General features: G+C 60.0%; 31 protein-coding genes. 12 read left to right on the top strand and 19 right to left on the bottom strand.

All coding sequences use genetic code 11. The annotated features are described in order from the left end of the window. Genes JK176_RS01625 through JK176_RS01595 form a run of 7 tightly spaced genes read left to right on the top strand, consistent with a single transcriptional unit; the run spans nt 1 to nt 7,004 of the window. Nucleotides 1-999, top strand: a complete 999-nt coding sequence (locus JK176_RS01625) for an SIS domain-containing protein (protein ID WP_211586068.1) — start codon at nt 1-3, stop codon at nt 997-999. Continuing rightward, the gene (lptC, locus tag JK176_RS01620) at nt 996-1,772 is read left to right on the top strand and encodes an LPS export ABC transporter periplasmic protein LptC (protein WP_099285337.1); all 777 of its coding nucleotides are present in this window, start codon (nt 996-998) and stop codon (nt 1,770-1,772) included. The genes JK176_RS01625 and lptC overlap by 4 nt, the downstream gene beginning before the upstream one ends. Continuing rightward, complete coding sequence (locus JK176_RS01615) at nt 1,769-2,728, top strand: LptA/OstA family protein (RefSeq protein ID WP_211586067.1); 960 nt, start codon at nt 1,769-1,771, stop codon at nt 2,726-2,728. Before lptC ends, JK176_RS01615 begins: the two co-directional genes overlap by 4 nt. Beyond that, complete coding sequence (gene lptB, locus JK176_RS01610) at nt 2,725-3,480, top strand: LPS export ABC transporter ATP-binding protein (protein ID WP_062033450.1); 756 nt, start codon at nt 2,725-2,727, stop codon at nt 3,478-3,480. The genes JK176_RS01615 and lptB overlap by 4 nt, the downstream gene beginning before the upstream one ends. 9 nt (nt 3,481-3,489) lie before the next feature. Then, on the top strand, nt 3,490-4,806 hold the full coding sequence (gene rpoN, locus JK176_RS01605) for an RNA polymerase factor sigma-54 (protein WP_211586066.1): 1,317 nt from the start codon (nt 3,490-3,492) through the stop codon (nt 4,804-4,806). A 60-nt stretch (nt 4,807-4,866) separates the two neighbouring features. Further along, nucleotides 4,867-6,201, top strand: coding sequence for an anthranilate synthase component I family protein (locus JK176_RS01600; RefSeq protein ID WP_211586065.1), 1,335 nt, complete (start codon nt 4,867-4,869; stop codon nt 6,199-6,201). Next, nucleotides 6,198-7,004, top strand: coding sequence for an aminotransferase class IV (locus JK176_RS01595; protein ID WP_211586064.1), 807 nt, complete (start codon nt 6,198-6,200; stop codon nt 7,002-7,004). Before JK176_RS01600 ends, JK176_RS01595 begins: the two co-directional genes overlap by 4 nt. A gap of 20 nt (nt 7,005-7,024) precedes the next feature. On the opposite strand, the gene JK176_RS01590 is transcribed toward JK176_RS01595, so the two are convergent. The 3 genes from JK176_RS01590 to JK176_RS01580 all read right to left on the bottom strand — a co-directional run bounded on the left by JK176_RS01590 (nt 7,025) and on the right by JK176_RS01580 (nt 8,258). Then, nucleotides 7,025-7,387: a RidA family protein gene (locus JK176_RS01590; RefSeq protein WP_062033461.1), complete on the bottom strand. Its 363-nt coding sequence runs from the start codon at nt 7,385-7,387 to the stop codon at nt 7,025-7,027. 23 nt (nt 7,388-7,410) lie between these two features. After that, nucleotides 7,411-7,662, bottom strand: a complete 252-nt coding sequence (locus tag JK176_RS01585) for a DUF1150 family protein (RefSeq protein ID WP_062033464.1) — start codon at nt 7,660-7,662, stop codon at nt 7,411-7,413. Nucleotides 7,663-7,745: 83 nt separating this feature from the next. Beyond that, a complete protein-coding gene (locus tag JK176_RS01580; protein WP_062033469.1) occupies nt 7,746-8,258 on the bottom strand; it encodes an Hsp20 family protein in 513 nt (170 codons plus the stop codon). Between the two features lie 190 nt (nt 8,259-8,448). Here JK176_RS01580 and def point away from each other — a divergent pair, with 190 nt between their 5' ends. From def to truA, 3 genes are read left to right on the top strand one after another with little or no spacing between them, the layout of a single operon-like run. Beyond that, nucleotides 8,449-9,003, top strand: a complete 555-nt coding sequence (gene def / locus JK176_RS01575) for a peptide deformylase (RefSeq protein WP_194261668.1) — start codon at nt 8,449-8,451, stop codon at nt 9,001-9,003. A 6-nt stretch (nt 9,004-9,009) separates the two neighbouring features. Then, complete coding sequence (gene fmt / locus JK176_RS01570; RefSeq protein WP_211586062.1) at nt 9,010-9,924, top strand: methionyl-tRNA formyltransferase; 915 nt, start codon at nt 9,010-9,012, stop codon at nt 9,922-9,924. Next, on the top strand, nt 9,917-10,726 hold the full coding sequence (gene truA / locus JK176_RS01565; RefSeq protein WP_211586060.1) for a tRNA pseudouridine(38-40) synthase TruA: 810 nt from the start codon (nt 9,917-9,919) through the stop codon (nt 10,724-10,726). The genes fmt and truA overlap by 8 nt, the downstream gene beginning before the upstream one ends. Here truA and JK176_RS01560 read toward each other — a convergent pair. Genes JK176_RS01560 through dapD form a run of 3 tightly spaced genes read right to left on the bottom strand, consistent with a single transcriptional unit; the run spans nt 10,723 to nt 13,324 of the window. Further along, nucleotides 10,723-11,346: a hypothetical protein gene (locus JK176_RS01560; protein WP_349291888.1), complete on the bottom strand. Its 624-nt coding sequence runs from the start codon at nt 11,344-11,346 to the stop codon at nt 10,723-10,725. The genes truA and JK176_RS01560 overlap by 4 nt on opposite strands. Continuing rightward, the gene (dapE, locus tag JK176_RS01555) at nt 11,343-12,488 is read right to left on the bottom strand and encodes a succinyl-diaminopimelate desuccinylase (RefSeq protein ID WP_211586059.1); all 1,146 of its coding nucleotides are present in this window, start codon (nt 12,486-12,488) and stop codon (nt 11,343-11,345) included. Before dapE ends, JK176_RS01560 begins: the two co-directional genes overlap by 4 nt. 5 nt (nt 12,489-12,493) lie before the next feature. Next, nucleotides 12,494-13,324 (bottom strand): 2,3,4,5-tetrahydropyridine-2,6-dicarboxylate N-succinyltransferase, encoded by an 831-nt coding sequence (gene dapD, locus JK176_RS01550; RefSeq protein ID WP_211586152.1) that lies wholly within the window; start codon nt 13,322-13,324, stop codon nt 12,494-12,496. 219 nt (nt 13,325-13,543) lie between these two features. On the opposite strand from dapD, the gene JK176_RS01545 reads away from it, so the two are divergent. Next, on the top strand, nt 13,544-14,875 hold the full coding sequence (locus JK176_RS01545) for a diguanylate cyclase domain-containing protein (RefSeq protein ID WP_249194091.1): 1,332 nt from the start codon (nt 13,544-13,546) through the stop codon (nt 14,873-14,875). Nucleotides 14,876-14,903: 28 nt separating this feature from the next. Here JK176_RS01545 and argB read toward each other — a convergent pair whose 3' ends face one another. From argB to rpmH, 6 genes are all read right to left on the bottom strand, one after another. Then, the gene (argB, locus tag JK176_RS01540; protein WP_211586057.1) at nt 14,904-15,839 is read right to left on the bottom strand and encodes an acetylglutamate kinase; all 936 of its coding nucleotides are present in this window, start codon (nt 15,837-15,839) and stop codon (nt 14,904-14,906) included. 8 nt (nt 15,840-15,847) lie between these two features. Next, nucleotides 15,848-16,516 (bottom strand): ribosome biogenesis GTP-binding protein YihA/YsxC, encoded by a 669-nt coding sequence (yihA, locus tag JK176_RS01535; RefSeq protein WP_211586151.1) that lies wholly within the window; start codon nt 16,514-16,516, stop codon nt 15,848-15,850. Between the two features lie 6 nt (nt 16,517-16,522). Beyond that, a complete protein-coding gene (gene yidC / locus JK176_RS01530; protein ID WP_211586149.1) occupies nt 16,523-18,241 on the bottom strand; it encodes a membrane protein insertase YidC in 1,719 nt (572 codons plus the stop codon). 90 nt (nt 18,242-18,331) lie between these two features. Beyond that, complete coding sequence (yidD, locus tag JK176_RS01525; RefSeq protein ID WP_211586056.1) at nt 18,332-18,583, bottom strand: membrane protein insertion efficiency factor YidD; 252 nt, start codon at nt 18,581-18,583, stop codon at nt 18,332-18,334. Further along, the gene (rnpA, locus tag JK176_RS01520) at nt 18,580-18,981 is read right to left on the bottom strand and encodes a ribonuclease P protein component (RefSeq protein ID WP_194266795.1); all 402 of its coding nucleotides are present in this window, start codon (nt 18,979-18,981) and stop codon (nt 18,580-18,582) included. Before rnpA ends, yidD begins: the two co-directional genes overlap by 4 nt. An 11-nt stretch (nt 18,982-18,992) precedes the next feature. Then, a complete protein-coding gene (gene rpmH, locus JK176_RS01515) occupies nt 18,993-19,127 on the bottom strand; it encodes a 50S ribosomal protein L34 (protein ID WP_062033507.1) in 135 nt (44 codons plus the stop codon). Between the two features lie 146 nt (nt 19,128-19,273). Between rpmH and JK176_RS01510 the strand changes: the two genes are divergently transcribed. Continuing rightward, entirely contained in the window at nt 19,274-19,489 is a 216-nt protein-coding gene (locus tag JK176_RS01510; protein ID WP_249194089.1) for a hypothetical protein, read from the top strand. Here the strand turns inward: JK176_RS01510 and gloA are convergent. The 7 genes from gloA to bamA form a co-directional block, all read right to left on the bottom strand. Continuing rightward, nucleotides 19,473-19,862 (bottom strand): lactoylglutathione lyase, encoded by a 390-nt coding sequence (gene gloA / locus JK176_RS01505; protein ID WP_211586055.1) that lies wholly within the window; start codon nt 19,860-19,862, stop codon nt 19,473-19,475. The two genes, JK176_RS01510 and gloA, sit on opposite strands and share 17 nt — an antisense overlap. Beyond that, on the bottom strand, nt 19,862-20,704 hold the full coding sequence (locus JK176_RS01500; protein ID WP_211586053.1) for a UDP-2,3-diacylglucosamine diphosphatase LpxI domain-containing protein: 843 nt from the start codon (nt 20,702-20,704) through the stop codon (nt 19,862-19,864). The genes gloA and JK176_RS01500 overlap by 1 nt, the downstream gene beginning before the upstream one ends. 2 nt (nt 20,705-20,706) lie before the next feature. Continuing rightward, nucleotides 20,707-21,564 (bottom strand): acyl-ACP--UDP-N-acetylglucosamine O-acyltransferase, encoded by an 858-nt coding sequence (gene lpxA / locus JK176_RS01495; RefSeq protein WP_194261672.1) that lies wholly within the window; start codon nt 21,562-21,564, stop codon nt 20,707-20,709. 5 nt (nt 21,565-21,569) lie between these two features. Then, entirely contained in the window at nt 21,570-22,049 is a 480-nt protein-coding gene (gene fabZ / locus JK176_RS01490; RefSeq protein WP_086649100.1) for a 3-hydroxyacyl-ACP dehydratase FabZ, read from the bottom strand. 142 nt (nt 22,050-22,191) lie between these two features. Further along, on the bottom strand, nt 22,192-23,241 hold the full coding sequence (lpxD, locus tag JK176_RS01485) for a UDP-3-O-(3-hydroxymyristoyl)glucosamine N-acyltransferase (RefSeq protein ID WP_211586147.1): 1,050 nt from the start codon (nt 23,239-23,241) through the stop codon (nt 22,192-22,194). Between the two features lie 20 nt (nt 23,242-23,261). Further along, nucleotides 23,262-24,167 (bottom strand): OmpH family outer membrane protein, encoded by a 906-nt coding sequence (locus JK176_RS01480; protein WP_211586051.1) that lies wholly within the window; start codon nt 24,165-24,167, stop codon nt 23,262-23,264. A 53-nt stretch (nt 24,168-24,220) separates the two neighbouring features. Further along, on the bottom strand, nt 24,221-26,641 hold the full coding sequence (gene bamA / locus JK176_RS01475) for an outer membrane protein assembly factor BamA (protein ID WP_194266573.1): 2,421 nt from the start codon (nt 26,639-26,641) through the stop codon (nt 24,221-24,223). Between the last annotated feature and the right edge of the window lie 80 nt (nt 26,642-26,721).

The raw sequence follows: 26,721 nt of genomic DNA, 5'->3' as shown, positions 1-26,721 counted from the left end.
ATGCATCGCCCGTCGCCCGGTTTTTCCCGCACCGCTCTGGAATCGGCCCTCCAGACCGTCTCCATCGAACGCAAAGGACTGGAAGCGCTCGAACAGGCCCTCTCTGGCCCGCTCGGAGTTGCGTTCAGCGAAGCAGTCGACCGCATCGCAGAAAGTCGCGCGCGTCTGATCGTGACCGGAATCGGGAAATCCGGCCATATTGCCCGCAAAATTCAGGCAACCCTCGCCTCTACCGGTACACCCTCGCTGTTTCTGCACCCCGCTGAAGCCGCACATGGCGATCTTGGGATGGTAGCACCCGGCGATCTGATCCTCGCTTTCTCCAATTCGGGCGAAACCGCAGAACTTGCCGCGATTCTGGCCTATGCCACCCGACAGAATCACTGCGTGATCGCTGTGACCGCCGTCGGCACCTCGGCCCTCGCCCGTGCCGCACAGATCCCACTGGTCCTACCCACCAGCGCAGAAGCCTGCCCGATGGGCTTAGCGCCGACGACGAGCACCCTGCTGCAACTGGCTCTGGGCGACGCGCTCGCCATCGCACTGTTGGAAAAGCGCGGTTTCACCGCCCGCGATTTCGGCGCTTTTCACCCCGGAGGGCTTCTCGGGGCGCGCCTGCGCCCGATCAGCGACCTCATGCATACCGGCGACGCTCTGCCCCTTGGACAGGGCAGCCTCCCGCTCCGCTCCGTCATTCTCGAGATGACACGCAAGTCATTCGGGTGCATGGGTGTCATTGATGACAATGGTGAACTTCAGGGCCTCATCACAGACGCCGATCTGCGCCGCGCTCTCTCCGGCGACCTCGACGCAACCACGGCGGCGGACGTCATGAATCCCGCCCCCGTCACTGCACGTGCCGACACGCTGGCGCAGGACGTGTTGCATCTTATGAACCAGCGCGAGCGCCCCATCACGAGCATATTCATCGTGGACGCAGGACGCCGCCCTGCGGGAATCGTCCATATTCACGACCTCCTGCGAAGCGGCCTGTCATGAGCGACCCCACGCCCGATAATGGCGAACACCGCATCCGCCGGGAAGATTTTGACCCGAACCGGACAGAGAGTCTCGCCCGTCTCGACAACCTGCGCCGCGCCGCCTTCCAGCGGATCCGCCAAGCCCCCAATGCGCAGGAACTCGCCCGACGCCGCTCGCTTCTGGGATTTGCCAAATGGGCACTGCCAGGGCTGGCTCTCGTCCTCCTCAGTTCCATCGCGGCCTGGCCCGAGATTTCCCATCTCATGAACCAGAACCGCGCCGCCCTGAAGGAAATGGCCCGCCTGCGCGTGGAAAGCGGCAATATGGAACAGGCCACCTATCGCGGCCTCGACGCCCACGACCATCTTTACATGATCACGGCCCGCACCACCCACCAGCAGGGCCCGGACCGCGTGGACCTGGTCGATCCGGTTGCCGACATCCAGCTTTCAGGGAATTCGTGGGCACATATCAAGGCTGATCGTGGCGTCTATATGCAGCACGAACAGACGCTCGATCTTGACGACAATGTCGTGCTCTACCGCGACGATGGTTTTCTCCTGAATGGCCCCTCGGCCGATCTGGACCTCAAGGCGGACGTCATCGCCTCGCGGGACTGGGTCCATGCGGAAGGTCCGTTCGGCACGCAGGATGCCCAAGGCTATTTTCTGGACCAGCATGCGGGTATCATGCAGTTTACGGGACCCGGACTGACGGTCCGCAACGATGACAACGGCCCTCCGAGTGCGGCGGCCCGCCTGCACCTGCAAGGACTGAAGACAGAGAAATGACCCGCCGTTCCGCAGCCTTCCTTCCCCTTCTGATTGCACTTCCTCTGGCTCTCCCGTCCGCGCCCGCCTATGCGGACGGGCTGGACATGTCCCACGGTGAAGCCGTGCAGCTGTTCTGGAAAAAAGAAGAAGTCTACGACCGCAATGCCCAGACCGTGACGCTCACGGGCGGAGCGCGGGCCGTGCGCGGAGATACGACCGTCGATGCGGACACGCTGATCGGATATCTGCGCAAGAAAGCGCCTGCTCCCGAACAGCCCGCACATACGCCGACACCAGCTGATGGCAAAAGCGCCAGCAGCAATGATCCGATGGGCGGTTCGCTTGAACTGTACCGGATCGAGGCGCGCGGCAATGTCCATATCTACAACCAGACCGATCAGGGCTGGGGCGATCATGCGCTGTACGACATGGATCAGGGCGTCATGGTCATGACCGGCAAGCATCTGAAACTGACGACGCCGCAGGACGTTCTGACGGCCCGCGACGTTATGGAATATCATTCCAAGACGCGCATGTCGGTTGGCCGGGGTGATGCGACTGTCACCACCAATGACGGCAAGCAGGTCAAGGCGGACGTGCTGGTCTCGTTCAGCAAACCCAACGACGCGCCTGCTCCGGGACAGTCTGCAAAATCGGGACAGGCGGCCGCAGATTCGTCCAACCCGATGGGTGGCGGTTCCTCGAAGCTCGACCGGGCCTATGGCTGGGGGCATGTCGTTCTGCGGACACCGACCCAGACCGCCACGGGCGATCGTGGCGTCTATGTTTTCGATACCCAGATCGCCCGCCTGATCGGCCATGTGCATGTCACGCAGGGGCAGAACCAGAACAATGGCTCGCAGGCCATCGTGAACATGAAGACCGGCATCGCAACCATGCTGCCGGGCACGGATTCCCCCATTCAGGGGCTCGTCGTGCCAAACGAGGCCAACAGCAGCCAGGCACCCAAGTGACAGACAGCCATATCCCCTCTCAGCCGCCCGCAACCGGTCTGGTCGCAAGCGGTATCGGCAAATCTTACAAGAAACGCGCCGTCGTCAAAAACGTCTCGCTTCAGGTGCAGCGCGGCGAAGCCGTCGGTCTCCTCGGCCCGAACGGCGCGGGCAAGACCACCAGCTTCTACATGATCGTCGGTCTCGTTCAGCCCGATACCGGCACCATCACGCTGGATGGCGCGGACATTACGCAGCTTCCGATGTATCGCCGCGCGCGCCTTGGCGTCGGTTACCTGCCACAGGAAGCCAGCATTTTCCGTGGGCTCAACGTCGAACAGAACATCATGGCCGCCCTTGAGGTCGTCGAGCCCGATCCGGAAAAGCGGGACCTGATGCTCAACGGCCTTCTGGCTGAATTCGGTATCACCCATCTGCGCCGCTCCCCTTCGCTGGCCCTGTCCGGTGGTGAGCGCCGTCGTCTGGAAATCGCCCGTGCGCTGGCCAGTCAGCCGAACTACATCCTGCTCGATGAACCGCTTGCTGGTATTGATCCGATCGCCGTCGGAGAAATCCGCGATCTTGTTTCGCATCTGAAGGATCGTGGCATCGGTGTGCTGATTACGGACCATAACGTCCGCGAAACGCTCGAAGTTATCGACCGCGCCTACATCATGCATGGCGGTCAGGTGTTGATGGAAGGTACGCCCGAAGCCATCGTTGCGAACGAAGATGTCCGCCGGGTCTATCTCGGAGAGAATTTCTCGCTGTAACATGCCGGGATGCTTGTCCCGGGTCTGATCCAGCGTCAGTCGCAGTCTCTCGTCATGACGCCCCAGCTGCGTCAGGCGATTGCCCTGCTGCAATACACGCAGATCGATCTCGCCCAGCATCTGCGACAGGTCTGCGAAACCAATCCGCTCCTCATTCTGGAGCCCGGCGACACAGCGCCCGAAGCTGCACCGTCTTCGGAAGAGTTTCACGACGACGACCCGGACCGCTTCACCACGACCTCTGATCGCCCGGAAGCCGCAGCCCCGCTTCCATCTGCCCGGGACGATCTGATCCTTCAGATCAGCCTTTCTTTTTCTCCAGACGAGCAGAACGCGGCGCTGCATCTTCTGGACAGTCTGAATGAAAGCGGTCGCCTTCCCGTTTCGGTATCGGATCTTGCAGACAACCTTCGCATGGAGGCGACAAAGCTCGAAGCCATTCGTCAGAGTCTCATGCATTTTGAACCTGTCGGGCTTTTCGCCAGATCGCTTGAAGAATGTCTGGCTGCACAACTCCGCGTGCGAAATCGCCTTGATCCCGCGATGCAGGTTTTGCTCGATAATCTTGACCTCCTCGCACGTCGGGACTGGCGCAGGCTGCGCGAGAAATGCGCTCTTGAGCAGGACGATCTGCTGGAGATGCTCACCGAGATTCAGGTGCTCGATCCGCGTCCCGGCCTGACCCTGCCACCGCCCGAGCCCCCCATCGAACCCGATCTGATCGTCCGGCCCAACGGCGCTGGCTTCCGTCTGACCCTCAACACGCGCCTGCTGCCGAAACTCCGCTTTGATGACACGATGCGCGCGCAGCTCGACGGGCGTACGGACGCTGGTAAGACGCTCCTTGCCTGTGCGGGAGAGGCCACGGCTCTGATCCGCGCGCTGGACAGCCGCAAGCAGTCCTTGCTTACGGTTGGTCGCGCCATTGTGCAGCATCAGGCCGATTTCCTGCGCGATGGTCCCAGCGCTCTGCGCCCGCTGACCATGCGCGACATCGCCGAGCGCACGGATCTGCACGAAAGCACCATCAGCCGCATCGTGAGCAGCAAATATATCGACACGCCACAGGGCACCGTCCCGCTCAAGCTATTTTTTTCTACAGCCCTGACGTCCGAAGACGGCACGTCCCAGAGCGCCCATGCGATCCAGCATCGTCTTCAGGCTCTAGTCTCGGCGGAAGGGGACAATGTTCTGTCCGACGATGCCCTGACGACCCTTCTGCAAAAAGAAGGCTTCTCCATTCAACGCCGCACCGTTGCGAAATATCGTGAGGGGCTTGGCATTGCGAAGTCCAGCCAGCGCAAGCGACTGCGACGCACGTCCTGACACTTCAAGCAGAACTGCAAGGCTTTGACAGGCTGGCAGGACTTCCCTTACGGAGCCTGAATGTCTCGCGTTTCGCTGCCGCTCACTGAAATCCCCTGGAGACCTCCCGAACAGGCGCTTTCTGCCATGAAGGCTGCCCCCTGGGCCGCGTTTCTCGATAGCGGAGGCCCGGACACGGACGAACGGGCGCGTTGGTCCTTTCTGTGTCTGTCCCCTGCCGAGACCCTCGACTGGCAGGGGGAAAACCTGTGCAGGAACGGCGTGTCCGTAGAGGACGATGTCTGGACACATCTGCGCAGTATGGCCGCTGCCGCGCCCCGTTACCCAAAAGCGGAGGGCATCATTCCCTTTACGGGGGGGATGATCGGGATGGTAAGCTACGAAACAGGCATGGCACTTGAAAACGTCCCGTCCCGTCATGTTTCTTCTGCGCCCAGACTGGTTGCGGCCTCCTTTACGGACGTACTGGCTTTCGATCGATATGAAGAACGCTGCTGGTGGATCAGCCAGACTGGAAACCCGGTCCCTGATCTGACCTCTCCCCTCGTCCATTCCGCGACACCTTCCCTGCACTTTGCGCCTGAACAGTCCCGGGATGTCTGGACGGATGCAGTTCGCAGCATTGTCGATTTCATTCGGGCCGGGGATATTTTTCAGGCCAATCTGACGATGCGTTGGGTTGCAGAATGTGGTGACGATTTCGATGAACTGGCTGCCTATCAGACGCTGCGGGAAACCTCTCCGGCCCCATTCGGGGCCTATCTGAAAACACCGGATTTTTCGCTGCTCAGTGCGTCTGTGGAACGGTTCATTTCACTCTCGCGGGGCGGCCTGATCGAGACGCGCCCTATTAAGGGCACCATTGCCCTCGGACACACTCTGGAAGACACAGCCCGGAACAGCCGGACACTGGCTGCGGACGAAAAAGAGCGTGCCGAAAACCTGATGATTACAGACCTGATGCGGAACGATATTGGTCGTGTTTCGGAGATCGGCTCCGTCCGTGTTCCGCAACTCTCGAAAGTTGAGCAGTTCCCGCATGTCCTGCATCTGGTCTCGGCAGTTCAGGGACAGCTTCGACCCGAGCTGGACGCCATTGATCTGCTTCAGGCCACGCTTCCGCCGGGTTCCGTCACGGGAGCACCGAAAAAACGGGCCATGGAGATCATCGACCTGCTGGAAGCCTCGGCCCGCGAGGCCTATTGCGGCAGCCTGTTCCGTATCGGGAATGATGGGGCGATGGACAGTTCCGTCATTATCCGCAGTCTGGCGAGATCGGGCGATACCGTCTCCGTCGGCGCAGGGGGCGGCATTACCGTGCTGTCCGATCCGATGCGGGAATATGAGGAAATGCTTCTGAAAGTCGCCCCGCTCCTGAAAGCGTTTGGAGCATGAGCACGACAGTCTGGCTCAACGGGCGCCTTCTGGACATTACAGATGCCCATATTGCCCCGAATGACCGGGGATTTCTGCTCTCCGATGGTCTGTTTGAAACAATCCGCGTTGCTAACGGACAAACGCCTCATCTGGCACGGCATTTCGCACGACTGGAAGAAGGATGCGCGATCCTCCGCCTGTCTGCGCCAGACCGGACGCTGCTGACACAGGCCATATCCGACCTGCTCCATGTTACGAATCTGTCAGACGGATCGCTGCGCCTGACTGTCACACGAGGCACCGGACCGCGTGGCCTTGTGCCACCTGCTATGCCGCATCCGACAGTTCTCATTCAGGCCACGGCTTCCATAATGACCGTGCCTGCTCCGGTCCGGCTGGGCCTCAGCCGCTACCGGCGGGACGGGGATTCTCCACTGGCGCGTGTCAAATCGCTGGCCTGTCTGCTCTCCGTTATGAGCCGCATGGAAGCCGTCGCAGCAGGACTGGACGATGCGCTTCTTCTGGGAACGACAGGGGCTGTTGCAGAAGCCAGTGCTGCGAACATCCTGTTTTTGCGGGAGGGATGCCTGCAAACGCCCCCCATCGCTGACGGCGCTCTGCCGGGAACGTCCCGCGCCCGACTGCTGGACAGCGGTTTCTGCATGGAAAGCCGTCTTCTGCCGCAGGACCTCAAAACGGTGACGAGGGCTTGGCTGGTCAATGCGTTGTCCCTGACAGCCGTTTCAAGCATCGACGGCCATGATCTGCCCTTGGACGCAGAACTGGACCGTCGATTGAGAGCGTTTCTGTTCCCAGCCTGAACCGGCCCCGCTGACTGCTCTTATTTCAGCGCGGCAATCGCCGTCATTTCCACGCGCCATTCCGGAACGGCCAGCTTTGCTTCAACCGTGGCACGGGCGGGTTTGCTGTCCGTGTCCAGCCACGCATCCCAGGCCCGGTTCATCGCCCCGATTTCCGCAATATCCGTCAGGAAGATCTGCACCGACAGTATCCGGCTCTTATCCGTTCCCAGCGATGCCAGAAGCGCGTCGATCTGGCGCAGGATATCAACCGTCTGGCCTTCCGTATCGAGCGTGGCGTCGTCCGCGACCTGCCCGGCCAGATAGGCTAGTCCGTTATGGACGACGACGCCTGCAAGGCGCTGTTCTTCAAGGTGACGGGAAATATCGGCGTTTTTGCTCACGGTTGCGGACCTTATGAAAGAGGTTACTGAAGAAGCGTCGGGATCATTTCATGCTCAAGGATGGCGTCGAGCGCGCTCTCCTCGTCTTCTGCAACGGCCATGGGTGTGCCGTCGGCAGCGTGGATGGCCACGAGCATTTCGCCCTCATGCATGACGGATCTGACATAGGCGAGACGGGACATGCCCAGCGTCAGAAGCTGCGGCCCCGTGATGCGGCGCAGATCCGCAGGCAGTTTTTCGTCCGAACGATCACCGTTTTCGAAGGGATTGTTCAATTCCGTTTCCTTTTGGAGCCGCAGCGGCTTCTGCCGCCCGGCCTTGGGTTCAGTCTGTAAAAATTGTAAGCGCGCGGCCGGTCTTATTCGTCGTCGATATCGCGCGCAGGACGCGTTGCGCGCCGGGTTTTCACGACAGGCGGCACCACTTCGTGGTGAACCGTCGGAGCAGGTGCCGGGCTCCTCCGCCCCTGCGAAATCGCAATCCGCTTGACCCGAACTTCGGGCTCGGGACGCAGAAGATCGATATGCAGCAGGCCATTATCAAGCCATGCCCCGCCAATTTCGATGCCTTCTGCTAGTACGAAGGCTTTATGGAACTGCCGCGCCGCAATGCCACGATGCAGGAAAATGCGCCCCTGACTGTCATCCGTCTGACGCCCACGGATCACGAGCTGGTTGTCTTCCTGCGTAATCTGAAGGTCGTCCATGACAAAGCCAGCAACAGCCAGCGTAATGCGCAAGGCCGTGGAGCTGAGCTGCTCGATATTATAGGGGGGATAGCCATCGGACGTCGACTTGGCAGCACGCTCAAGCATCTGCTCGAGGTGATCGAAGCCGAGGAACATCGGGGACGTGAACAGGCGACCGGACATAGGGCGAGAGCCTCCTCCATGAGCGAGACGTAAAACAGAGCCAGTCCCATTATGCGGCAACTGGCTGGTCCTACGATATGGTGACCACCCCTAGGGATGCAAGCTCTGCTCTCAACCAAACACGTGCAAAACCGACGTTCATGGCATGTTGCACTGGCATTTGCCGCCCGTGCTCGCTACATCGCAGGGCATGAGCGAATTCGATTTCCTGTCCGGCATCGACGATGTGCCGCCCACCCCGATCCTGATCGCCCCCCAGCCCGTGCTGCGGGAGGTCGCCCGTGAGGTCCGCCCCGAGGATATCGCCTTCATCCGCGATCAGCTTCCGGGCATGTTTTCCGCCATGTACAAGGCCCCCGGCATCGGCCTCGCCGCGCCGCAGGTCGGTCTTGGCATGCGCTTTGCTCTGGTGGACGTGGCCGAAGAAGACGCGCCGCGTGAGCCCATGCTGCTGATCAATCCGGAAATCGTTACGGATTCAGAGCAGATGGCGGCTCGCGAGGAAGGCTGTCTTTCGTTGCCGAACCAGTATGCCGAAGTCGTCCGCCCCGAATCGATCCGCGTGCGCTATCGTAACCTCGCGGGAGAGACGATCGAGCGTGATGCATCCGGCCTTCTCGCCACCTGCATCCAGCACGAGATGGACCATCTCGACGGCATCCTGTTCGTCGATCATCTCTCGACGCTCAAGCGCAACATGATCATGCGTCGCCTTGCCAAAGAGCAGAAAATCGGAAGGCGCTGATTCCCGATGCGGCTGATTTTCATGGGAACGCCGGACTTCTCGGTCCCGGCGCTGCACGCTCTGCTCGACGCCGGTCACGAGGTGGTTGCGGTCTATACACAGCCGCCGCGTCCGGCAGGTCGTGGCAAGGCGCTGCGTCGCTCGCCTGTTCATGAAGCCGCTGAAGCCGCCGGGATCGAAGTTCGAACGCCCGCGCGCGTTCGTCGCGACACGAGGGAGCATGCGGCTTTTGCTGCCCTGAATGCCGACGCCGCCGTGGTCGCCGCCTATGGCCTCATTCTGCCCAAGGAAATGCTGGACGCCCCGCGTCTGGGGTGTCTGAACATCCATGCCAGCCTTCTGCCGCGCTGGCGTGGGGCTTCGCCCATCCAGTCCTCCATCCTCGCAGGCGACACCCAAAGCGGCGTTTCTATCATGCAGATGGATGAAGGTCTCGACACCGGCGCGGTTCTGCTGGAGGAAGCCACACCCATCAGCGCGACCGATACCGCCAGCACACTGCATGACCGTTTGTCCGAAATCGGGAGCCGTCTGGTCGTGCGTGCCCTCGCCGAGCAACCGACACCCGTGCCGCAGCCCACAGACGGCGTGACCTATGCCGAACGCCTGACCCGCGACGATGGCCGTATCGACTGGACGCGCACAGCAGCCGAGATTGACCGCCAGATTCGCGGCCTCACGCCTTGGCCCGGCGCGTTTACGACGCTCGATGGTGTTGTGCTAAAAATCGGCACGGCCACTCCGCTGCCGGACACAGCCCACAACGCCTCCCCCGGCACCACGCTCGACGACGCCCTGACGATCGCGTGTGGCGCCGGTGCGATTCGTATCGAGCGCCTTCAGAAGCCGGGGCGCAGCATGATGTCCGCCGCCGATTTCCTGCGCGGTCAGCCCGTGCCGAAAGGGATGGGAATTGTCTGACGCACAGGCTCAGGAGCATGAACCTTCCGGCCTGAACCGCTGGGCCTTACGCATCGAATATGACGGCACCGGCTATCTCGGCTGGCAGAAGCAGAATGACGGCGTCTCCATTCAGAGCCTGATCGAAGCTGCCGCCTCGAAACTGGTCCGCAACCGGCTCGTGCCCAGCATCACTGCCGGACGCACGGACGCAGGCGTCCATGCCGCTGGGATGGTCATCCATCTCGATTTCCCGGATGACGCCCCGATCGACGCCCGCCAGATCCGCGACGGCATGGGATATCATCTCAAGCCCCACCGTGTTGTTGTGCTCGAAGCCGCGCAAGTCGGGCCAGAGTGGAATGCGCGTTTCTCCGCCACATGGCGCAGCTACCGCTACACGATCCTGAACCGCCCTGCCCGTCCGGGTCTGATGGAAAACCGTGTCTGGCATATCAAGCGCCCGCTGGATGTGGATCTCATGCAGCAGGCCGCGAACCATCTCCTCGGCCCGCATGATTTCACATCCTTTCGTGCGGTCGCCTGTCAGGCCAGAAGTCCCGTTCGCACGCTGGACATTCTGACCATCCGTCGCGAGGGCGAACTGGTCATGATCGACACGAAAGCGCGCTCCTTCCTGCATCATCAGGTCCGCAACATGGCCGGAACCCTGATGATGATCGGCGCGGGTCTGTGGCCGGTCGAAAAAATGATTGAGATTCTGGAAGCGAAAGACCGCTGTGCCGCAGGACAGACGGCCCCGCCGGAAGGGCTCTGCCTGATGGATGTCGGCTATCCCGACAATCCGTTCAGCAGGACCTAAAACGAGATCCCGAGCAGATCCACCACCGCATTGTAATGCGGCGGCAGAAGCCACAGAATCCAGAGGAATGCGGCAACCGGCAGGGTCTGAAGAAGCGTCATGACAAAAGCCTGCCACCCTGTCGTCAGAAGCCCGACTTTCGTGACGTACCAAGTCAGCCACAGCGTATAAAGCTGTGCCCCGAAGGCGAGACCGGCCAGCGCCTGACCGGAGGCCGCAGCCCCTGGAAACACAAGATGCAGCACGCCTTGGGCCACAATGAGCATGACCAGCGGCAGCCAGCCACACCATAAAGAGGCTGTCGCATAGCGCGTCCACAGCCCCTTGCGGCTCAGAAAAACCGCGTAAAGCTCTGACACTACAAGCTGCAACAACGTGCAGACCAGCGGCACCACCGCCCGTACCAGCCCCATGACCCGTTCAGCAGGCGGCAGCATGAAGGCCATCCACACACCGATGAGCGCCAGTGCGATCGTGGGTGCCAGAGCCGCGAACAGCGCACCTGCTCCCGGAGCGAAACAGTTGATCCCTTCGGAACGCCCGCGCCCTAGAAGCCACACACCCAGCGGGATGGCCATGTTCCCGGAGGGAGGAAACGAACCCTGCCGTCCGGAATTCACAGCCCGTATCCTTCCATGAACGCCAGATAGATCCGCGTCAGATCCTCCAGCGTTTCAAGTCCCACATGCTCGTCCCGTTTGTGCATGGTCGCCCCCACAAGACCGAACTCCGCGACGTCGCAATAGCGCGAGATGAAACGCGCATCGGACGTACCGCCGCCGGTATCGAGCCGGGGCGTACGCCCCGTCACCTGACGTACGGCATCCGACAGGCACGTTACGGCGTCTCCGGGCTGCGTCAGAAAAGCCTCACCGCTGATGGCCACCTGCACATCAGCGGAAGGCGCGTGACGCCGGACGACATCCTCGATCCACGCCGTTAGAGCGGCACCGGTGTGCAGGTCATTGAAACGGATGTTCAGCCGCCCGATGGCCTGCGCCGGAATAATATTGGTCGCGGGATTACCCACGTCGATGCTCGTGACCTGAAGCGAAGTCGGATCAAACCACTCGCTGCCCGTATCCAACTCGCGCGCCGTCAGTTCGGAGAACGCTGCCAAGAGACGGTGCACCGGATTATCCGCCAGATGCGGATACGCCACATGCCCCTGAATGCCCTGAACGGTCACCACGGCATTCATGCTGCCACGTCGGCCGATCTTGATGACATCGCCCAGAGCCTCGGGATTCGTGGGCTCACCCAGCAGACAGAAATCCGGAAGCTCTTTGCGTTCCGCCAGCCATTCGATGACTGGCTTCGTCCCGAAATGCGCAGGGCCCTCCTCATCTCCTGTAATCAGCAGGGAGATGGAGCCGTTCAGCGGCCCCTGTTCCAGACGCCGGGCCACGGCGGCCACGAAACAGGCCACACCGCCCTTCATGTCCGCAATGCCGCGTCCATAAAGCCGACCGTCCTGAACCACAGCCGCAAACGGATCATGCGCCCAGCCTTCGCCGGGAGGCACGACATCCGTATGTCCCGCAAAGCAGAGCACGGGATGACCCGACCCCAGGCGGGCATACAGATTGGGCGTCGGTGCGTCGGCGGGGCCGAAAGGAAGATGGACTGTTTCGAAGCCCATCCCCTCCAGCACACCTGCCAGAAGCGCCTGTGCGCCTCCATCGGCCGGGGTCACGGACGGGCAACGCAGCAGATCCCGCGCCAGTGTCACGGGGTCTGTCGGCAGGTGTGATCCGCTCACGACACTCAGTCGCGCAAAAGGTCGTTGATGGAGGTCTTGGAGCGCGTCCGCTCATCCACACGCTTGACGATCACCGCACAGGCCAGAGACGGCATGCCTGGCTCTTTCGGCGGCAGCGTTCCGGGAATGACGACGGAATAGGCCGGGACGCGGCCCATGAAAATCTCGCCTGTCGCACGGTCCACGATCTTGGTGGACGCGCCGAGAAACACACCCATCGACAGAACGGAGCCCTTCTCGACCACGACACCTTCGGCCACTTCAGACCGCGCACCGATGAAGCAGTCGTCCTCGATGATAACCGGAGCCGCCTGCAACGGCTCCAGAACGCCGCCGATCCCTGCACCACCGCTGATGTGGCAGTTCTTGCCGATCTGGGCGCAGGAGCCGACTGTCGCCCAGGTGTCGATCATCGTGCCGCTGTCGACGCGTGCGCCTACGTTCACGAAGCTCGGCATCAGCACCACATTCGGCGCAATGAAGGCGGAACGACGCACGATCGCACCCGGAACAGCACGGAAACCGGCTTCTGCGAAACGGAACTGGTCCCAGCCGTCAAACTTCAGGGGAACCTTGTCGAAGGCCGGCTCACCACCGCAGCCGCGTTCCATAACGCGGCTATCGTTCAGACGGAACGACAAAAGAACGGCTTTCTTCAACCATTCGTGAACGACCCAACCGTTTTCGGAAGGCTCGGCGACGCGCAGGGTTCCGGTATCAAGCGCGGAGAGGGCTTTTTCCACGACGTCGCGGTCTTCGCCTTCCGTACGGGCGCTGAGAGTCGTACGACGCTCCCACAGGGCTTCGATGGCAGTACGAAGGGGTGCATTCGGCATCAGGTCGTTCCGGTCAGAAAAGCAGAAATCCGCCGGACCATGCGGTTCCCGACGGTGCATGTCAACGGATCTTTACCCCGGAGTTCACCTTACACACATTCGCGCGTTGTTCATGAATCCTTAATCCGTCAAGCTTATGAAAGCGAGGGGCTTTGACTGGCTGGCCCGACCTAGAGCTTTCTGCGGGATATGTCACTCTTGCCTGATATACGTTCCTTGATGTCCCAGTTCGTGAATCCATCTGCGGCAGGCAAAACGCAGCAGGATCTGCGGAACATGCTGGCGTCCACGCTGGAAAGCCGCGAACGATGGCGTTCCCTGCTTTATCAGGCAGTAGATCTGGTCTTCGAGACAGACAGTCGCGGTCGGATCATTCTCATTTCCCCGGACACATGGCTCGGGCAGCCGACCACCCCTCTGATCGGGCATCCTTTCAGCGCATTATGCGATTCTGTAGATATTTTTCAGCCCCATACGGGCACGCCCGCTTCCATCACGCCCCCGCAAGGGCCGCCTGTGACCGCGATCCTGTCTTCCTGCCCGTTTCACGACAGCGAAGGACGCATTACAGGAACACGCGGCACACTCACATCCGTTTCCGCGCCCCTTTCCAGCCTTACAAACGAATCCGTCCCTGCCCCTGAACACGATGGAATCGCCATTCTTGCTGCCGTGACGACAGCTTTGCGCAAGGCGATCGTACCCCGACTGGCCGCTGCTTCCGCCATGGAGGCTCTGCTGGAGCCACTCGCCGCCGAGGGTGCCCTGCTGGATACGGCAGCTCCCGAAACACTTCTGTTCAGTTCCTCAAGTCTGACAGACGACATTCAGGCCGTTCTCTCCGCCACCCCCGCACGGACAGGGACAATCGTTTTCAGAGCTGGCACCCGCTATGCCATGATCTGTCGCGAAAACATCCGCAGTCTCGAACAGATGTGTCTGGTTGTCTGGCGCGCGACCTCATGGTCACTGCCGGAACAGCAACTCTGTCAGGCCGTCTGCTCCCTGCTGGCTGGTTTTTGGGAACTGGACAGCATTCACCGCCGGATCCTGCTCGATTCCGACTATGATGTTTCCTCCAATCTGCTGAACTGGCAGGGCTTAAAGGCGGAAATAGAACGTCGTACCCGTCGGCTGGATCAGGAGGTCATGCCCGCCACCCTGATCATCGCGCGCGTTCCCGGCCTGACGGAACTCTCAAAAACACGGGGGTTTGAAGGAGGCGAAGAAGCCCTCAGACAATGCGTCGCACTGCTCCGCAAAGCGGTTCGCCCGACGGACGCGATAGGCCGCATCAGTAATAATATTTTCGGGCTCTGGATGGATGGCGGCGATCGTTTCGCAGCAGCCGAACGGGCCGAACGCATGACGGCGCACGGCATTCCCATCCTGATCGACCCTCCCGTCCATCTTCCACTACAACTCGGGCTCGTCTCCCGTGAGGCCAATGCTGAGGAAACGCCGGAAAGCCTGCTGGAGCGCGGGATGCTGGCTTTACAGGAAGGACTGGCCGAAAACAGAAAATGGCGCTTCTCACACGAAGCGCCATAATCCTTGATCCAATTGACTGTCAGGCCGATTAAGCCTTGATGAGCGTTCCGGGCCCTGCCCGCGTGAAAAGCTCCAGCAGACAGCTATGCGGCACCCGACCGTCCAGAATGACAGCCGCCTTAGCACCCTGACGAACGGCCTCAAGGCAGGTTTCGACCTTCGGAATCATGCCTCCCGAAATCGAACCGTCAGCAATCCGGCGCAGAGCCTCTTCAGCACTCAGCTCTTCAATCAGCTTGCCGTTCTCATCCAGCACACCCGGAACATCCGTCAGCATCAGCAGACGCGAAGCATGGACCGCACCGGCGATCGCACCTGCTGCCGTATCGGCGTTGATGTTATAGGTTTCGCCGTCCGCACCCACGCCAACCGGAGCAATCACAGGGATCAGCCCGGCCCCAAGCAGCGCATAGAGGACCCGTGGATCAATCTTTTCCGGCTGCCCGACGAAACCAAGATCAATGACCTTTTCGATCTCACTGTCCGGATCGCGCTTTGTCCGTGTCAGGCGGCGCGCCTGCAGCAGACCACCATCCTTGCCGGAAATACCGACAGCCAGTGCACCAGCCCGGTTAATCAGTTCGGCGACCTGTTTGTTGACGCTGCCTGACAGAACCATCTCGATCACGTCAACCATTGACTGGTCCGTAACTCGAAGGCCGTCAATGAATTCGGAGCGGATTTTGAGACGGTCCAGCATAGCGCTGATCTGCGGTCCGCCACCATGCACCACGATCGGGTTGATCCCGACCAACTTGAGCAGCGCGATATCATAGCCGAACGCATGCGCCAGCTTGCCCTCGCCCATGGCATGACCGCCGTATTTAACGACAATCGTATCCCCGGCATAACGTCGCAGGAACGGCAGCGCACTCGACAGGATGGCCGCCTGTGCCTGCGCTTCTTCCGCGTTCACGACCGGCGGCACGTCCGGCAGTTTGGAGCTGTGGGTCTTGCTGGTCATGATCCGGACTATCCTTCCCCTGACGTCTCGAGTGGCATGGCAAAACGGGCGATTTCTGCCCGAAGATCCTCGATCCCGAAACCGGTCTCGCTGCTTGTGGAGATGATGCGCGGATAGGCGGCGGCATGCTTGAGCGCCAACGCTTCGACTTCAGCGGTCTTCGTTGCGAGCACCTTGGGACGTACCTGATCGCACTTGGTGAGCACGATCTGGAACACCACGGCAGCACGATCCAGCAATTCCATGACATCCTTGTCGGACGCCTTGAGCTCGATGCGCGCATCCAGAAGCAGAATGACCCGCTCCAACGTGGTGCGTCCCCGAAGATAGGCGAACATCATGTCCTGCCAGTCTTCCTTGACTGACTTCGCAGCCTTGGCAAACCCGTAACCCGGCATATCCACAAGGGAGATGCGATCCGCGAGATTGAAGAAATTGAGCTGCTTGGTCCGCCCCGGCTCGGAAGAGGCCCGTGCCAGCGCACGACGCCCCGTCAGCGCATTGATGAGGCTCGATTTACCGACATTGGAGCGGCCGGCGAAAGCCACTTCAGGTCGACCGATGGGAGGAAGCTGGTCGATCTTCTGCGAGCCGAAGAAGAATTCACATTCTCCCGCGAACAGAAGCCGCCCATCCTCGATCTGGGCCTCGGTCGGAGGCCCGGGTATTTCTTTCATCATGCCTCAGGTCCGGGACACCGGAACGGGGAGAGCGGTCCGGCGCTGTATGAACATCTGCTGCGCGACCGTCAGCAGGTTATTCCATGTGTAATAGACCAGAAGGCTGGCCGGGAAGCCGGACATGAAAAACACATAAGCCAGCGGCATGAACTGCATCACGCGTGCCTGCGCCGGATCAAGGCTTGCCGTCGAACTGGTCTGGCGCTGCAGCAGCCAGAACGTCAGGCCGAGCGCCGCACCCCAGATGCTGACATGCAGAAATGAAGAATAATGCGTCGGATCGAAGGGCAGCAGGCCGAACAGGTTAAAGACGTTCGTCGGATCCGGCATCGACAGATCGCGGATCCAGCCGAAGAACGGCGCATGACGGGCATCAATGCTGATGTTCAGGATTTTGTAGAGGCAAAAGAAGATCGGAGCCTGGATCAGCATCGGCAGACAGCCGCTGGCCGGGCTGACCTTCTCTTCACGATACAACGCCATGACCTTCTGGTTCATGGCCATCGGATCGTCCTTGTTCTTCTCCCGGATTTCCTTGACCTTGGGTGCCAGCAGACGCATCCGCGCCGAAGACTGGGCCGCCTTGGAGGCCAGCGGGAAGAGAACGATCTTGACGATCAGCGTCAGCGCCATCAGCGCGAGACCGAAATTGCCGATATGCAGATACAACCAGTGCAGAAGCGTCAGCAGCGGACGGGTCAGGAAGCTGAACCAGCCGAAGTCGATCGCCTTGTCCAGATCAGGAATCCCAAGCTGTTTGCTATAAGCCTGTAACAGGCTGAGAACCTTGGCCCCGGCGAAAACATGGCTTTTCTCGGTAATGGAGCCGTTCGGCATGATCTGCTGGGGAGCCTGTGTGGACATCCCAACCTGATAAGATGCCGGCGCTCCCGGGACGTAAGCAAAGCTCGCCGTAACGGGCGTACCGTCGGCAGGAGCCACGGCTGTCAGCCAGAACTTGTCACTGATGCCATCCCAGCCACTCGTGCCCGTCGATGACCAGGAGACATGGTCCGGGTGGTCAGCGCCCTTGCGGAGGTTCTTGTAGCTCTCGTCCTGCATCCGGCCACCGACGACCGCGATCGGACCTTCATGCGCGGTGAAAGCCCCTTCCGGCGCGTCATAGTCCCGCTGGACGCGCTGGAACGGAACAAGCGCCACGGGCTGCCCGGAGTGGTTCTCGACCGTCTGGTTGACCGCAAACATGTAGTGGTCGTCCAGCCCGATCTGGATGGAGAACACCAACCCCTGCCCGTTATCCCAGTGCAGCGTCACCGGATGGTCCGGCGTCAGCGTTTCGTCCGCACTGTCCCAGACCGTATTTAGGTCCGGCACATGGGCGTTGGAGCCGGGAGCATTCGTCCAGCCGATCACAACGAAATTTGGATGCGCGCTTCCCGCTTTGTCCAGCAACCGCACGAGCGGGCTGTTTTTGGCAAGCGTCTCGCGATATTTCGTGAGAATCAGATCATCCAGAACAGCGCCCTTCAGATTGACGGATCCCTGCACGTCCGGCCCGGATAGTGGGATGCGCCGTGCGGCAACCTGCGTCTCCGCAGATGTGTCAGACGCGGCAGCAGGCGCGCTGGACTGAACCTGCGCAGCGGGCGCATGAGGGACGGAATGGGGATCGTCCTGATGGGGCTTCGGCATGAAATAGTCGAAACCGATCAGGATAAGGGCCGAGAGAAGTGTGGCCGCAATAATGCGCTTGATGTCCATCGGGCGGATGCCGGTCTTTCGTCTCACTGAATGGGGCTTGCGCTTCAAGTGGCCGAAAACCGCATCCAAAACAATAGGTGGCGGGTGTTTTTAATGCCGGTGTGGCTTTGGAGGCAGATCCGTACCCCCTTCCGACCAGGGATGGCAGCGCCCGATCCGGCGCATGGCCAGCCAGCCACCACGAATGGGGCCATGCTCGCGGATCACCGTCAGCGCGTAAGTGCTGCATGTCGGATCGAACCGGCAGTTGGTGCCGATAAATGGACTGATGAAGAGCTTGTAGGCGTCAACTAGCGACAGCATCAGGGTCGTGACGGCTTTCCTGATGAGGGACGCAATCATTTCGTCCGATTCCGGGCATGATTGGGATTTCCAGAAGGTTTTTCCCGGAAATTGACATCCAGACCTTTACGAAGGGCCTGTCGCAGATCGTCTTTGAGAAGGGAGAACTCGCGCCCACGGGTCTTGTCCCGCCCGATGAGGACGAAATCGCCGGAAGGCAAACCGTCTTCCCGTGCAACGAGGCGAAGAGCCTCGCGGAGACGACGGCGGGTGCGGTTACGGATGACAGAATTACCGACTTTTTTCGTGACCGTGAAACCAACGCGGGTTTCGGTCGCTGTGTCATCCGGCAGGATCTGCACAACCATGCCGGGAGTGGCGACCTTGCGCCCTTTCCCGGCTACACGCAGAAACTGCGGCCGTTTTTTAAGACGGCTCGGTGTATGGGTCGTACCGATCTGGGTCGAACTCAGGCGGAGAGCTTCTTGCGACCCTTGGTGCGACGGTTGGCCAGTACGCGGCGGCCGCCGACGGTTTCGCTACGCGTACGGAAACCGTGACGACGCTTGCGAACCAGCTTGGAGGGTTGATACGTGCGCTTCATGACGTTGATCCTTAAAAACCAGGCGGACGCCTCAACTGCTGGACATCCGCGTCGATCGGGCGCACGAAACGCCCGGTTATTGAGACCCGGGCTTGTAAGCACGCAGGCCCTTCATGTCAATGCCAGAGCTACAGGAACTTGAACCTATGACCGAGTCCAGTAACAATCCGTCTTCTGGCGCAGCGCTTCAGGACGCCGCCACCTTTCGTCACGACCTGCGCAATGCTCTGGCCCCTGCCCTCCTCTGTGCCGATATTCTCAGCAGTCATCAGGACAGGACAGTCCAGCAGAACGCTCAAACCATCATCGAGGCGCTGGAAAAAGCCCTGAAACTGCTTAAAAACTCTACTTTTTCTCGATAAGCTCAATTTTGTAGCCGTCGGGGTCTTCAACAAAGGCGATGATGATCGTTCCGAATTTCAACGGACCGGCTTCCCGTGTCACCTTGCCGCCACCAGTACGGACTGTTTCAACAAGATCTGCCACGTCCGGAACACCAATCGCAAAATGTCCGAAGCCGGTTCCGACCTCGTAGTCGGATTCCTGATCCCAGTTATAGGTGAGTTCGATTTCGGCCTGACCGTGTTCGTTATCATCGAATCCGATGAAAACAAGCGTGTAGCGCCCTTCCCGGACCTCCTTGCGACGAAGCTCCTTCATGCCAAGGAGCTTGTAGAATGCCAGACTCCGGTCGATATCCCGGATTCTCACCATCGTATGCAGAAACGTACTCATCACTTGTCCTTCAGATCTTCCGGTGTCAGCCCATACAGAAACAGCCCGTAACGATCCGCCAGTTTCACGCAGCCGTCAGGGTCCGTCATGAGCGTTACTCCCGGCTGGAACGCAACGCCCCGCAATCCGTTCCGAGCCGCGTTTTCCAGTGTCTCCGGCCCGATCGTCGGCATATCAGCTCGAAGATCCTGTCCGGTTTTGGGCATCTTCACCAGAACGCCACCACTTCCTGCCTGCATCAGGCGCCCGCAACGACCCAACATGGCATCGGTGCCCTCTAAGGCCTCGACCGCCAGCACAAGCCCGTTCTGAACCACACATCCCTGACCAATGTCGAGCACGGCCATCGCTTTAAGAACATCGACACCACGGGCGATGTCCTGTCGGGCCTGCGCGTCAGGCAAAACACGCCCCAGTGTCCCTGAACGACCCGTGGCATGTTCGAGAAATTCGTGCGCGCCCCGGACAAGAAAGCCCTCTTCGCCAAGGACACGGACGATTGCGCCGAGAAGTCCGTCATCGCCGGAAAAAATCGCCCGCCCGAGACGCGCTAGAATTCGCGCACCCTCAGCGTCGGGACGCAGATCCCGCCATGCAGGGCGACGGACCGGCCCAATCAGAACCAGTTCGCGGCAGTTGTTTCTCTTGAGAGCGCCGAGAATATCACCCGCAGCCGCAAGGCGAATGATTTCATGCGGGTAAGGATCAAGAAGTGCACGATCTGCGAAGTCGCGAAAGCCAATAACAAAGACCTTACGTCCCTTGGCGATGGCGGCGGCGGCGACCTGCGCGGGAAGAGGTCCCGAACCAGCCAGAATACCGATGCAGCCCCGATCGCCCACGATCAGGCGCCTTCGGTTTCGGACTGCCCTTCCTGACGCGCAACACGTGTCAGGCCCCGTCGGCTTGGCGCTTCCATGAAGTCCAGCATCTCGGCGATGCGCGGAAGATGCCCGTATTCCGCCCTGACTTCAGCGATGCGGCTTTCCAGAACGGCTTCCGTCGCACCATGACGCGGATAAAGCGTGCGGAACGCACGGCGCATGGCCTGCATTTCCTCCGGCCCAACCCCTGAACGTTTCAGGCCGATCCAGTTCAACCCGACCAGACGGGCACGGTTGCCCAGAACGCTTCCGTAAGGAATAACGTCCATTTCCACACCGCAGACGCCACCGACGACAGCCCCGCGCCCGATCCGAACGAACTGGTGCAATGCCGCCGACCCCATAACCTTGGCATCATCATCGATCTCAACATGGCCGCCCATGACGACGTTGTTGACGATGATGACACGGTCACCGATGACGCAGTCATGCGCCACATGGGAATTGGCCATGATCAGACAGTTCGCGCCGATACGCGTAAGAGCATGGCCCTGCGCCGTACCACGATGAATCGTCACATTTTCACGGATGACCGTATTGGCGCCCACTTCGCAGAGTGTGGGTTCGCCAGCATATTTCAGGTCCTGCGGAGCCAGCCCGATCGTCACGAACGGATAGACCTCCACGTTTTCGCGCAGGGTCGTGTATCCATCCACAATAACTGATGCGTGCAGGCAGACCCCGTCACCGATGGTAACGTTAGGACCAACCAGACACCAGGGACCGATCCGCACGTTTTCGCCGATGCGCGCACGCGGATCAACGAGAGCAGTTGCATGGATTTCAGCGGTTTCGGGACGCTTCCCTGCCATCTGCATCAACGTCAACCCATGATCATCGCACTGAAGGTCGCTTCGGCAACGGCCACGCCATCAACGCGGGCCACACCTTTGAACTTCCAGACATTGGCGCGGGAACGCTCCTTGTCCACATGAATGCGGAGCTGGTCTCCGGGGCCGACCGGACGGCGGAACTTCGCGTTTTCGATCGTCATGAAATAGACCAGCTTGCCTTCAAACGCTTCACCCAAAGTCATCACAACCAGCGTGGCTGCGGTCTGGGCCATGGCTTCCACGATCAGGACGCCGGGCATGACAGGATGGGAGGGGAAATGCCCCTGAAAGAACGGCTCGTTGACCGTCACGTTCTTGATGCCGATGGCGGACTGCCCGGCATGGATCTCAACCATCTTGTCGATCAGCAGGAACGGATACCGATGTGGGATCGACTGCATGATCTTGAGGATGTCGATGCTCTGCGGAAGCTGATGGCCTGCAGCGGCGGCGTCTGTCGCGGGAGTCATCTGTTCGGCTGGAGCGTCCACTCGGTCCATCGTTTCACCATGCCCTTCAAGCGGTGTTGTCTGTCAATTGCTACCCAGTGGCAGCGCGAATGGCTTCCCTTAGCAAACCTGAGGGGGTGTTACCATCCGCGCCACAGAGCGGCTAGTCACTGCTTTTGCGGGAGAGCTTCCGCAAGGTGGCGACATTCCGGAAAAACTCGCGGAACGGCATGGCGGGGCTACCAATGACATCGGCCCCAGCATCCACGTCTGACATGACGCCACACTGGGCGCCAATCCGGGCCTTGGAACCAATCTTGATATGTCCGATCAGACCGGCCTGCGCGGCAATAGTAACGAAATCGCCGAGTTCCGTGGAACCGGAAATCCCCGCCTGCGACACCACAATGCAGCACCGTCCCAGACGGGCGTTATGACCGATCTGCACGAGATTATCGATGCGGGTGCCTGCACCAATCAGCGTATCCCGCATGGACCCGCGATCAATCGTGGAATTGGCGCCGACTTCCACGCCGTCTTCAAGAACGACCAGACCGAGTTGTGGAACGGTTTCAAACCCTTCCGGCCCGACGGCGAACCCGAAACCATCCTGCCCAATACGGACGCCGGGATAGAGCGTAACGCGATCGCCGATACGCGCATGAGAAATGGCGGCATGAGCACCGATACGGCACCGCGAACCGATTTCAACGCTCTGACCAATGCTGACATGGCTGGCCACGATGGTGTCACGACCAATACGGGCTCCGCTTCCGATAACCGCAAAGGGACCGATTTCAACATTGTCGCCAATATCTGCGTCGTCTGCGATGCAGGCCGTCGGATGACGGATTCCGGTAGATTTGGGATCAGGGTGAAACAGCGTGGCGACACGAGCCCAGGCGAGATAGGGCGCTTTGCAGACCAGTCCGGCCGTATCTGGCGGAAGTTTGTCGGAAAACGCTGGCGAAAGAATAACGGCCCCCGCTTTCGTTTCGGCCAGAAGCGGCAGGTAACGACGATTATCGAGAAAACTGACCTCGTCAGGCCCAGCAACGTGCAAAGGGGCCACGCCGCGAAACGATGCCACGCTTTTGCCGGAGGCGGCCGTAATCACCTCGCTACCAGAAGCCTCAGCCAGCTGATCCAGACCAAAAGGTCCAGAACGCTGGAAAAACCGACTGTCGCCGGGACGGGTCTCGTTTGCTGTCATCTCAGACACGGTCACTCGCTTCAGTGATGCTGACGAAGAACGGACTCGCTCGGTGCAGAGGCCGGAGCCTGCTGGGTCGGCGCACCTTGAGCCTGCCGCTGTTCGTCAGCGGTTGTCGGCATTTTGCCGGAACGAGCGAGCTGTTCCGGATCCACACCGTCGTCGGGGATGAAGACATGCGGCAACGCCTTGTTGAGTTGCGCACCCACTTCCTCGGTAATGTCCTGACCACCGACATGCAGCACGACCTGCTCAGCATGCAGGATCAGGTTCATGTTATGCGCGGCAGCAACGGCGGCGATAATGCCGTTGGGCTCTTCCAGTTCACGCTCGATCTGGTGCATGGCGACCTGAGCCGCTTCCTGAATAATCCGGGCCTGACCGCCGAAATCATGCTGGTCCTTGGCGCGACGTTCCTGAAGGTGACGCTCCCGCAGCTGGATCTGGTCGGATGTCAGAGTCCGGGCCTGAGCCTGCAATTTCTGCTGCTCACCACGCCACGCGGCCTCTTCACGCTGCACAGCCTGCGCCAGACGATCCCGACGCGCACCCAGAACCTGCTGGATTTCCTGCCATGCACTGGAAATCTGCATGACGGCCTGAACATTAATCACACCGATAATGGCAGCCGGAGGTGGAGCGCCCTTGGCAATGCTCGGAGGAGCCGGGATTGGAGGCAGAGGCAGGACGGGAGGAGCCTGCTGCTGATCGGAAGGAGCGGCTTCCTCTTCCTCTTCAGGAGCGGCTTCGGGAACGCGACGCTGAACGGGGCGCGGCGGCGGAGCATCAGGATGAGCGGCTTTGGGAACGAACCAGCCACCATTGCCGCCAGCAGCCTGAGCGTAGGCGCCCGGAGTAGAGACAAAAAGGGACGCGGCCAGAAGCGCGCCGGCCGAAACCGTGCGCATCAGGGAATTGAGGGTCATGACCACCTCTTGGCAAGGGGTTGGAAAACAGGATGGCAAAAGGTTTAGGCAGATCAGAACTGCTGGCCAAAACCAAAACGCAGCGGATACAGACGGTCGCCATGTTCTTTGCGGATCGGCACGGCGCCATCGATGTTGACGAGGCCAAATGGGCTCTTCCACGACACACCAAGACCGCCGGAAACGCGCGGGATCAGATTGTCACCGGTGATCGGGGTATAGTTGTCCCCGTCATTCGTACGGTTCGTGTAAAGATGCTTGACGCGCACACCCGCGAGACTACCGGCATCAATGAAGCCACGACCGGAAATCCCGAGATCGTCCCCCATGGGCAGCGGGAAGTTAAGCTGTGCGGAGGCCGTATACATGAAACGACCACCCAGAAGATCTTCCTGTCCCTGAGCCGGAATATAAACGCCGTTGATTTTAAGATGGCCTGAACGCGGCCCAACACCACCCTGAAGGAAGCCTCGCAGGTTTTCACCACCAAGATAGAAGTTATCAATGATGTTGCGGTTTCCGCTGGAGCTCCAGTCTCCCATGTAACCGACGCCACCTTTGAACTGGAAGGTCCAGTCATGGTTTCCGGTCAGGTCATCAAGCGGCAGGTAATAGGCTCCGTCAGCCTTAACGCGGGCATATTTGGAGTTACCGCCTAGACCCGCAAAGTCACCACCAACCTTGAACATATAACCGGAGTGCGGCTTTGCCCGCTGGTCACGACGATCATAGGTTATGGACGTGCTGAGCTGCGACAGCAACGACCAGCCAGCAGATTGCTGGACATAGATCGAGGGGACCCACTGGATCAGGCTCGGATCAGAAGCAACCGCAGAAGCATCGTAGAAATTACCGACCTGACGATCAACGAGAGTATAGTTCCACGACTGCGACAGATAGCGGTTATAGGCATAACCCAGACGCAGGCTCATGCCGTACTGGGATTCCTTATAGCTCTGATACGTCTGGTAGTTGTTCTGGATGAAGTAGAAATCCGCGCCCGCCACAAGATTGCGGTTCAGGAAGTACGGGTCCGTGATCGAGATGTCGGCCTGTTTTTCGTAATAGGCGACCGTACCCGAAATACCGGCATCCACACCCGTTCCGAGCAGGTTATGCTGTTTGATAGAGGCGTTACCAAGGATACCAACGTCCGTCGAATAACCACCACCCAGCGAGAATTCGCCAGTCGGTTTTTCGACCACGTTTGCGGAAACGTTGACGCGGTCGGGCGCGGAGCCTTGCGTCTGATCAACGGAAACGGAGCTGAAATATCCCAGATCCTGAAGACCGAGCTTGGAATACTTGCGATCGAACGGGGTGTACGGGTCCCCTTCCGCCATCGGCAGGTTCCGGCGGATTACGTCGTCATGCGTGATGGTGTTGCCATTGATATCAATGCGCTCGACATAGACATGCGGCCCCTCGGTCACGTCGAACAGCAGATCGACAACACGCTTTTCCGGGTTTCGGGCGATTTCCGAACGGACCATGGCAAACGGATGACCCGTAGCCTGCAGCCATTCCTGCATATTCTTGGTGTTGTTCTGGATCGCCGTGCCGTCATAAATCTGGTGCTGGAACAGCTCGATATGCGGGCGGAGCATTTCCGGCGTCACATGGCGAACGCTGGAACGGACGTCCATCTTGCCCAGACGATACCGGTCACCTTCATGGACGGTGAAGGTGATGTAAAAAGATTTGTGATCGGGAGAAAGCTCACCCGTTGCATCGACCATGTGGAAATCCACAAAGCCGTTATGCAGATAGAAACGACGCAGCAGCTCGGCATCGTACTTGATGCGCTCGGGATTGTATTCATCCGAAGACGAGAAGAAGCGGTACCAGATCGATTCTTTGGACGAGATGACCTGTGCCAGACGCGCTTCGCTGAAGGCGTGATTGCCGACAAAGACAATCTTCTTGATCAACGTCTGCTGGGCTTCGTTGATGTTGAACACCACATCGACGCGATTATGAGACAGCTTGACGATCTGCGGCGTGACAGTCGCGCCAAAGCGGGCTTTGCCGGCATACTGGTTCAGGATCTTCTGACGGTCGGCCGCCGTGGTTTCCGCCGAAAACACCGCGCGAGGACGCAGGCTGATTTCCTTGCGGAGATCCTCGTCCTTCAGCGCATGATTGCCTTCGAAAACGATGCGATTGACGATCGGGTTCTCGACGAGATCCACGAGCAGCGTGTTGCCGTCGCGGTGTAGCGTGACGTCCTTGAACAGACCGGTGGCGTAAAGCGTCTTCAGAGAACGGTCGAGGTCGTCCTGATTGAACGTGTCACCCGGCTGGGCGACCATGTAGGACAGCACCGTGCTCGTCTCGATCCGGGTATTTCCCTTGACCGAGATCGCCTGGATGATGTTTCCGCCGGGGGCTGATGCCGGGGCCTGATGACGAACGGAACGCGCCTGAGCTGTTCCGAGGACGACCGGCAGCAGACAGGCTGATGCAAGAAGCATCAGACGCGTGTTCGAAGACCGGGAACCTCTTGACCGTGATCCTGACAAACCGGCTTTCCTTGTAACATATTTTTTGCAGG

This window comes from Gluconobacter sp. Dm-73 (assembly GCF_018256215.1).
Lineage (GTDB): Bacteria > Pseudomonadota > Alphaproteobacteria > Acetobacterales > Acetobacteraceae > Gluconobacter > Gluconobacter cadivus.
Note: the sequence above shows the minus strand (reverse complement) of the source record. Positions and strands in the feature narration are given on the sequence as shown.

Excerpts from the sequence above, each read along its gene's own strand:
- JK176_RS01580 (WP_062033469.1), bottom strand. The coding sequence starts at position 8,258 with ATGTCCGGTCGCCTGTTCACGTCCCCGATGTTCCTCGGCTTCGATCAC.
- rpmH (WP_062033507.1), bottom strand. The coding sequence starts at position 19,127 with ATGAAGCGCACGTATCAACCCTCCAAGCTGGTTCGCAAGCGTCGTCAC.
- fmt (WP_211586062.1), top strand. The coding sequence starts at position 9,010 with ATGCGGCTGATTTTCATGGGAACGCCGGACTTCTCGGTCCCGGCGCTG.
- lpxA (WP_194261672.1), bottom strand. The coding sequence starts at position 21,564 with ATGCAGATGGCAGGGAAGCGTCCCGAAACCGCTGAAATCCATGCAACT.
- yidD (WP_211586056.1), bottom strand. The coding sequence starts at position 18,583 with ATGATTGCGTCCCTCATCAGGAAAGCCGTCACGACCCTGATGCTGTCG.
- lptC (WP_099285337.1), top strand. The coding sequence starts at position 996 with ATGAGCGACCCCACGCCCGATAATGGCGAACACCGCATCCGCCGGGAA.
- JK176_RS01480 (WP_211586051.1), bottom strand. The coding sequence starts at position 24,167 with ATGACCCTCAATTCCCTGATGCGCACGGTTTCGGCCGGCGCGCTTCTG.
- JK176_RS01545 (WP_249194091.1), top strand. The coding sequence starts at position 13,544 with ATGTCCCAGTTCGTGAATCCATCTGCGGCAGGCAAAACGCAGCAGGAT.
- dapD (WP_211586152.1), bottom strand. The coding sequence starts at position 13,324 with ATGCCGAATGCACCCCTTCGTACTGCCATCGAAGCCCTGTGGGAGCGT.
- bamA (WP_194266573.1), bottom strand. The coding sequence starts at position 26,641 with ATGCTTCTTGCATCAGCCTGTCTGCTGCCGGTCGTCCTCGGAACAGCT.
- JK176_RS01615 (WP_211586067.1), top strand. The coding sequence starts at position 1,769 with ATGACCCGCCGTTCCGCAGCCTTCCTTCCCCTTCTGATTGCACTTCCT.
- fabZ (WP_086649100.1), bottom strand. The coding sequence starts at position 22,049 with ATGACTCCCGCGACAGACGCCGCCGCTGCAGGCCATCAGCTTCCGCAG.
- argB (WP_211586057.1), bottom strand. The coding sequence starts at position 15,839 with ATGACCAGCAAGACCCACAGCTCCAAACTGCCGGACGTGCCGCCGGTC.
- JK176_RS01600 (WP_211586065.1), top strand. The coding sequence starts at position 4,867 with ATGTCTCGCGTTTCGCTGCCGCTCACTGAAATCCCCTGGAGACCTCCC.
- def (WP_194261668.1), top strand. The coding sequence starts at position 8,449 with ATGAGCGAATTCGATTTCCTGTCCGGCATCGACGATGTGCCGCCCACC.
- yihA (WP_211586151.1), bottom strand. The coding sequence starts at position 16,516 with ATGAAAGAAATACCCGGGCCTCCGACCGAGGCCCAGATCGAGGATGGG.
- gloA (WP_211586055.1), bottom strand. The coding sequence starts at position 19,862 with ATGAGTACGTTTCTGCATACGATGGTGAGAATCCGGGATATCGACCGG.
- JK176_RS01625 (WP_211586068.1), top strand. The coding sequence starts at position 1 with ATGCATCGCCCGTCGCCCGGTTTTTCCCGCACCGCTCTGGAATCGGCC.
- JK176_RS01595 (WP_211586064.1), top strand. The coding sequence starts at position 6,198 with ATGAGCACGACAGTCTGGCTCAACGGGCGCCTTCTGGACATTACAGAT.
- JK176_RS01510 (WP_249194089.1), top strand. The coding sequence starts at position 19,274 with ATGACCGAGTCCAGTAACAATCCGTCTTCTGGCGCAGCGCTTCAGGAC.
- lpxD (WP_211586147.1), bottom strand. The coding sequence starts at position 23,241 with ATGACAGCAAACGAGACCCGTCCCGGCGACAGTCGGTTTTTCCAGCGT.
- yidC (WP_211586149.1), bottom strand. The coding sequence starts at position 18,241 with ATGGACATCAAGCGCATTATTGCGGCCACACTTCTCTCGGCCCTTATC.
- rpoN (WP_211586066.1), top strand. The coding sequence starts at position 3,490 with ATGCTTGTCCCGGGTCTGATCCAGCGTCAGTCGCAGTCTCTCGTCATG.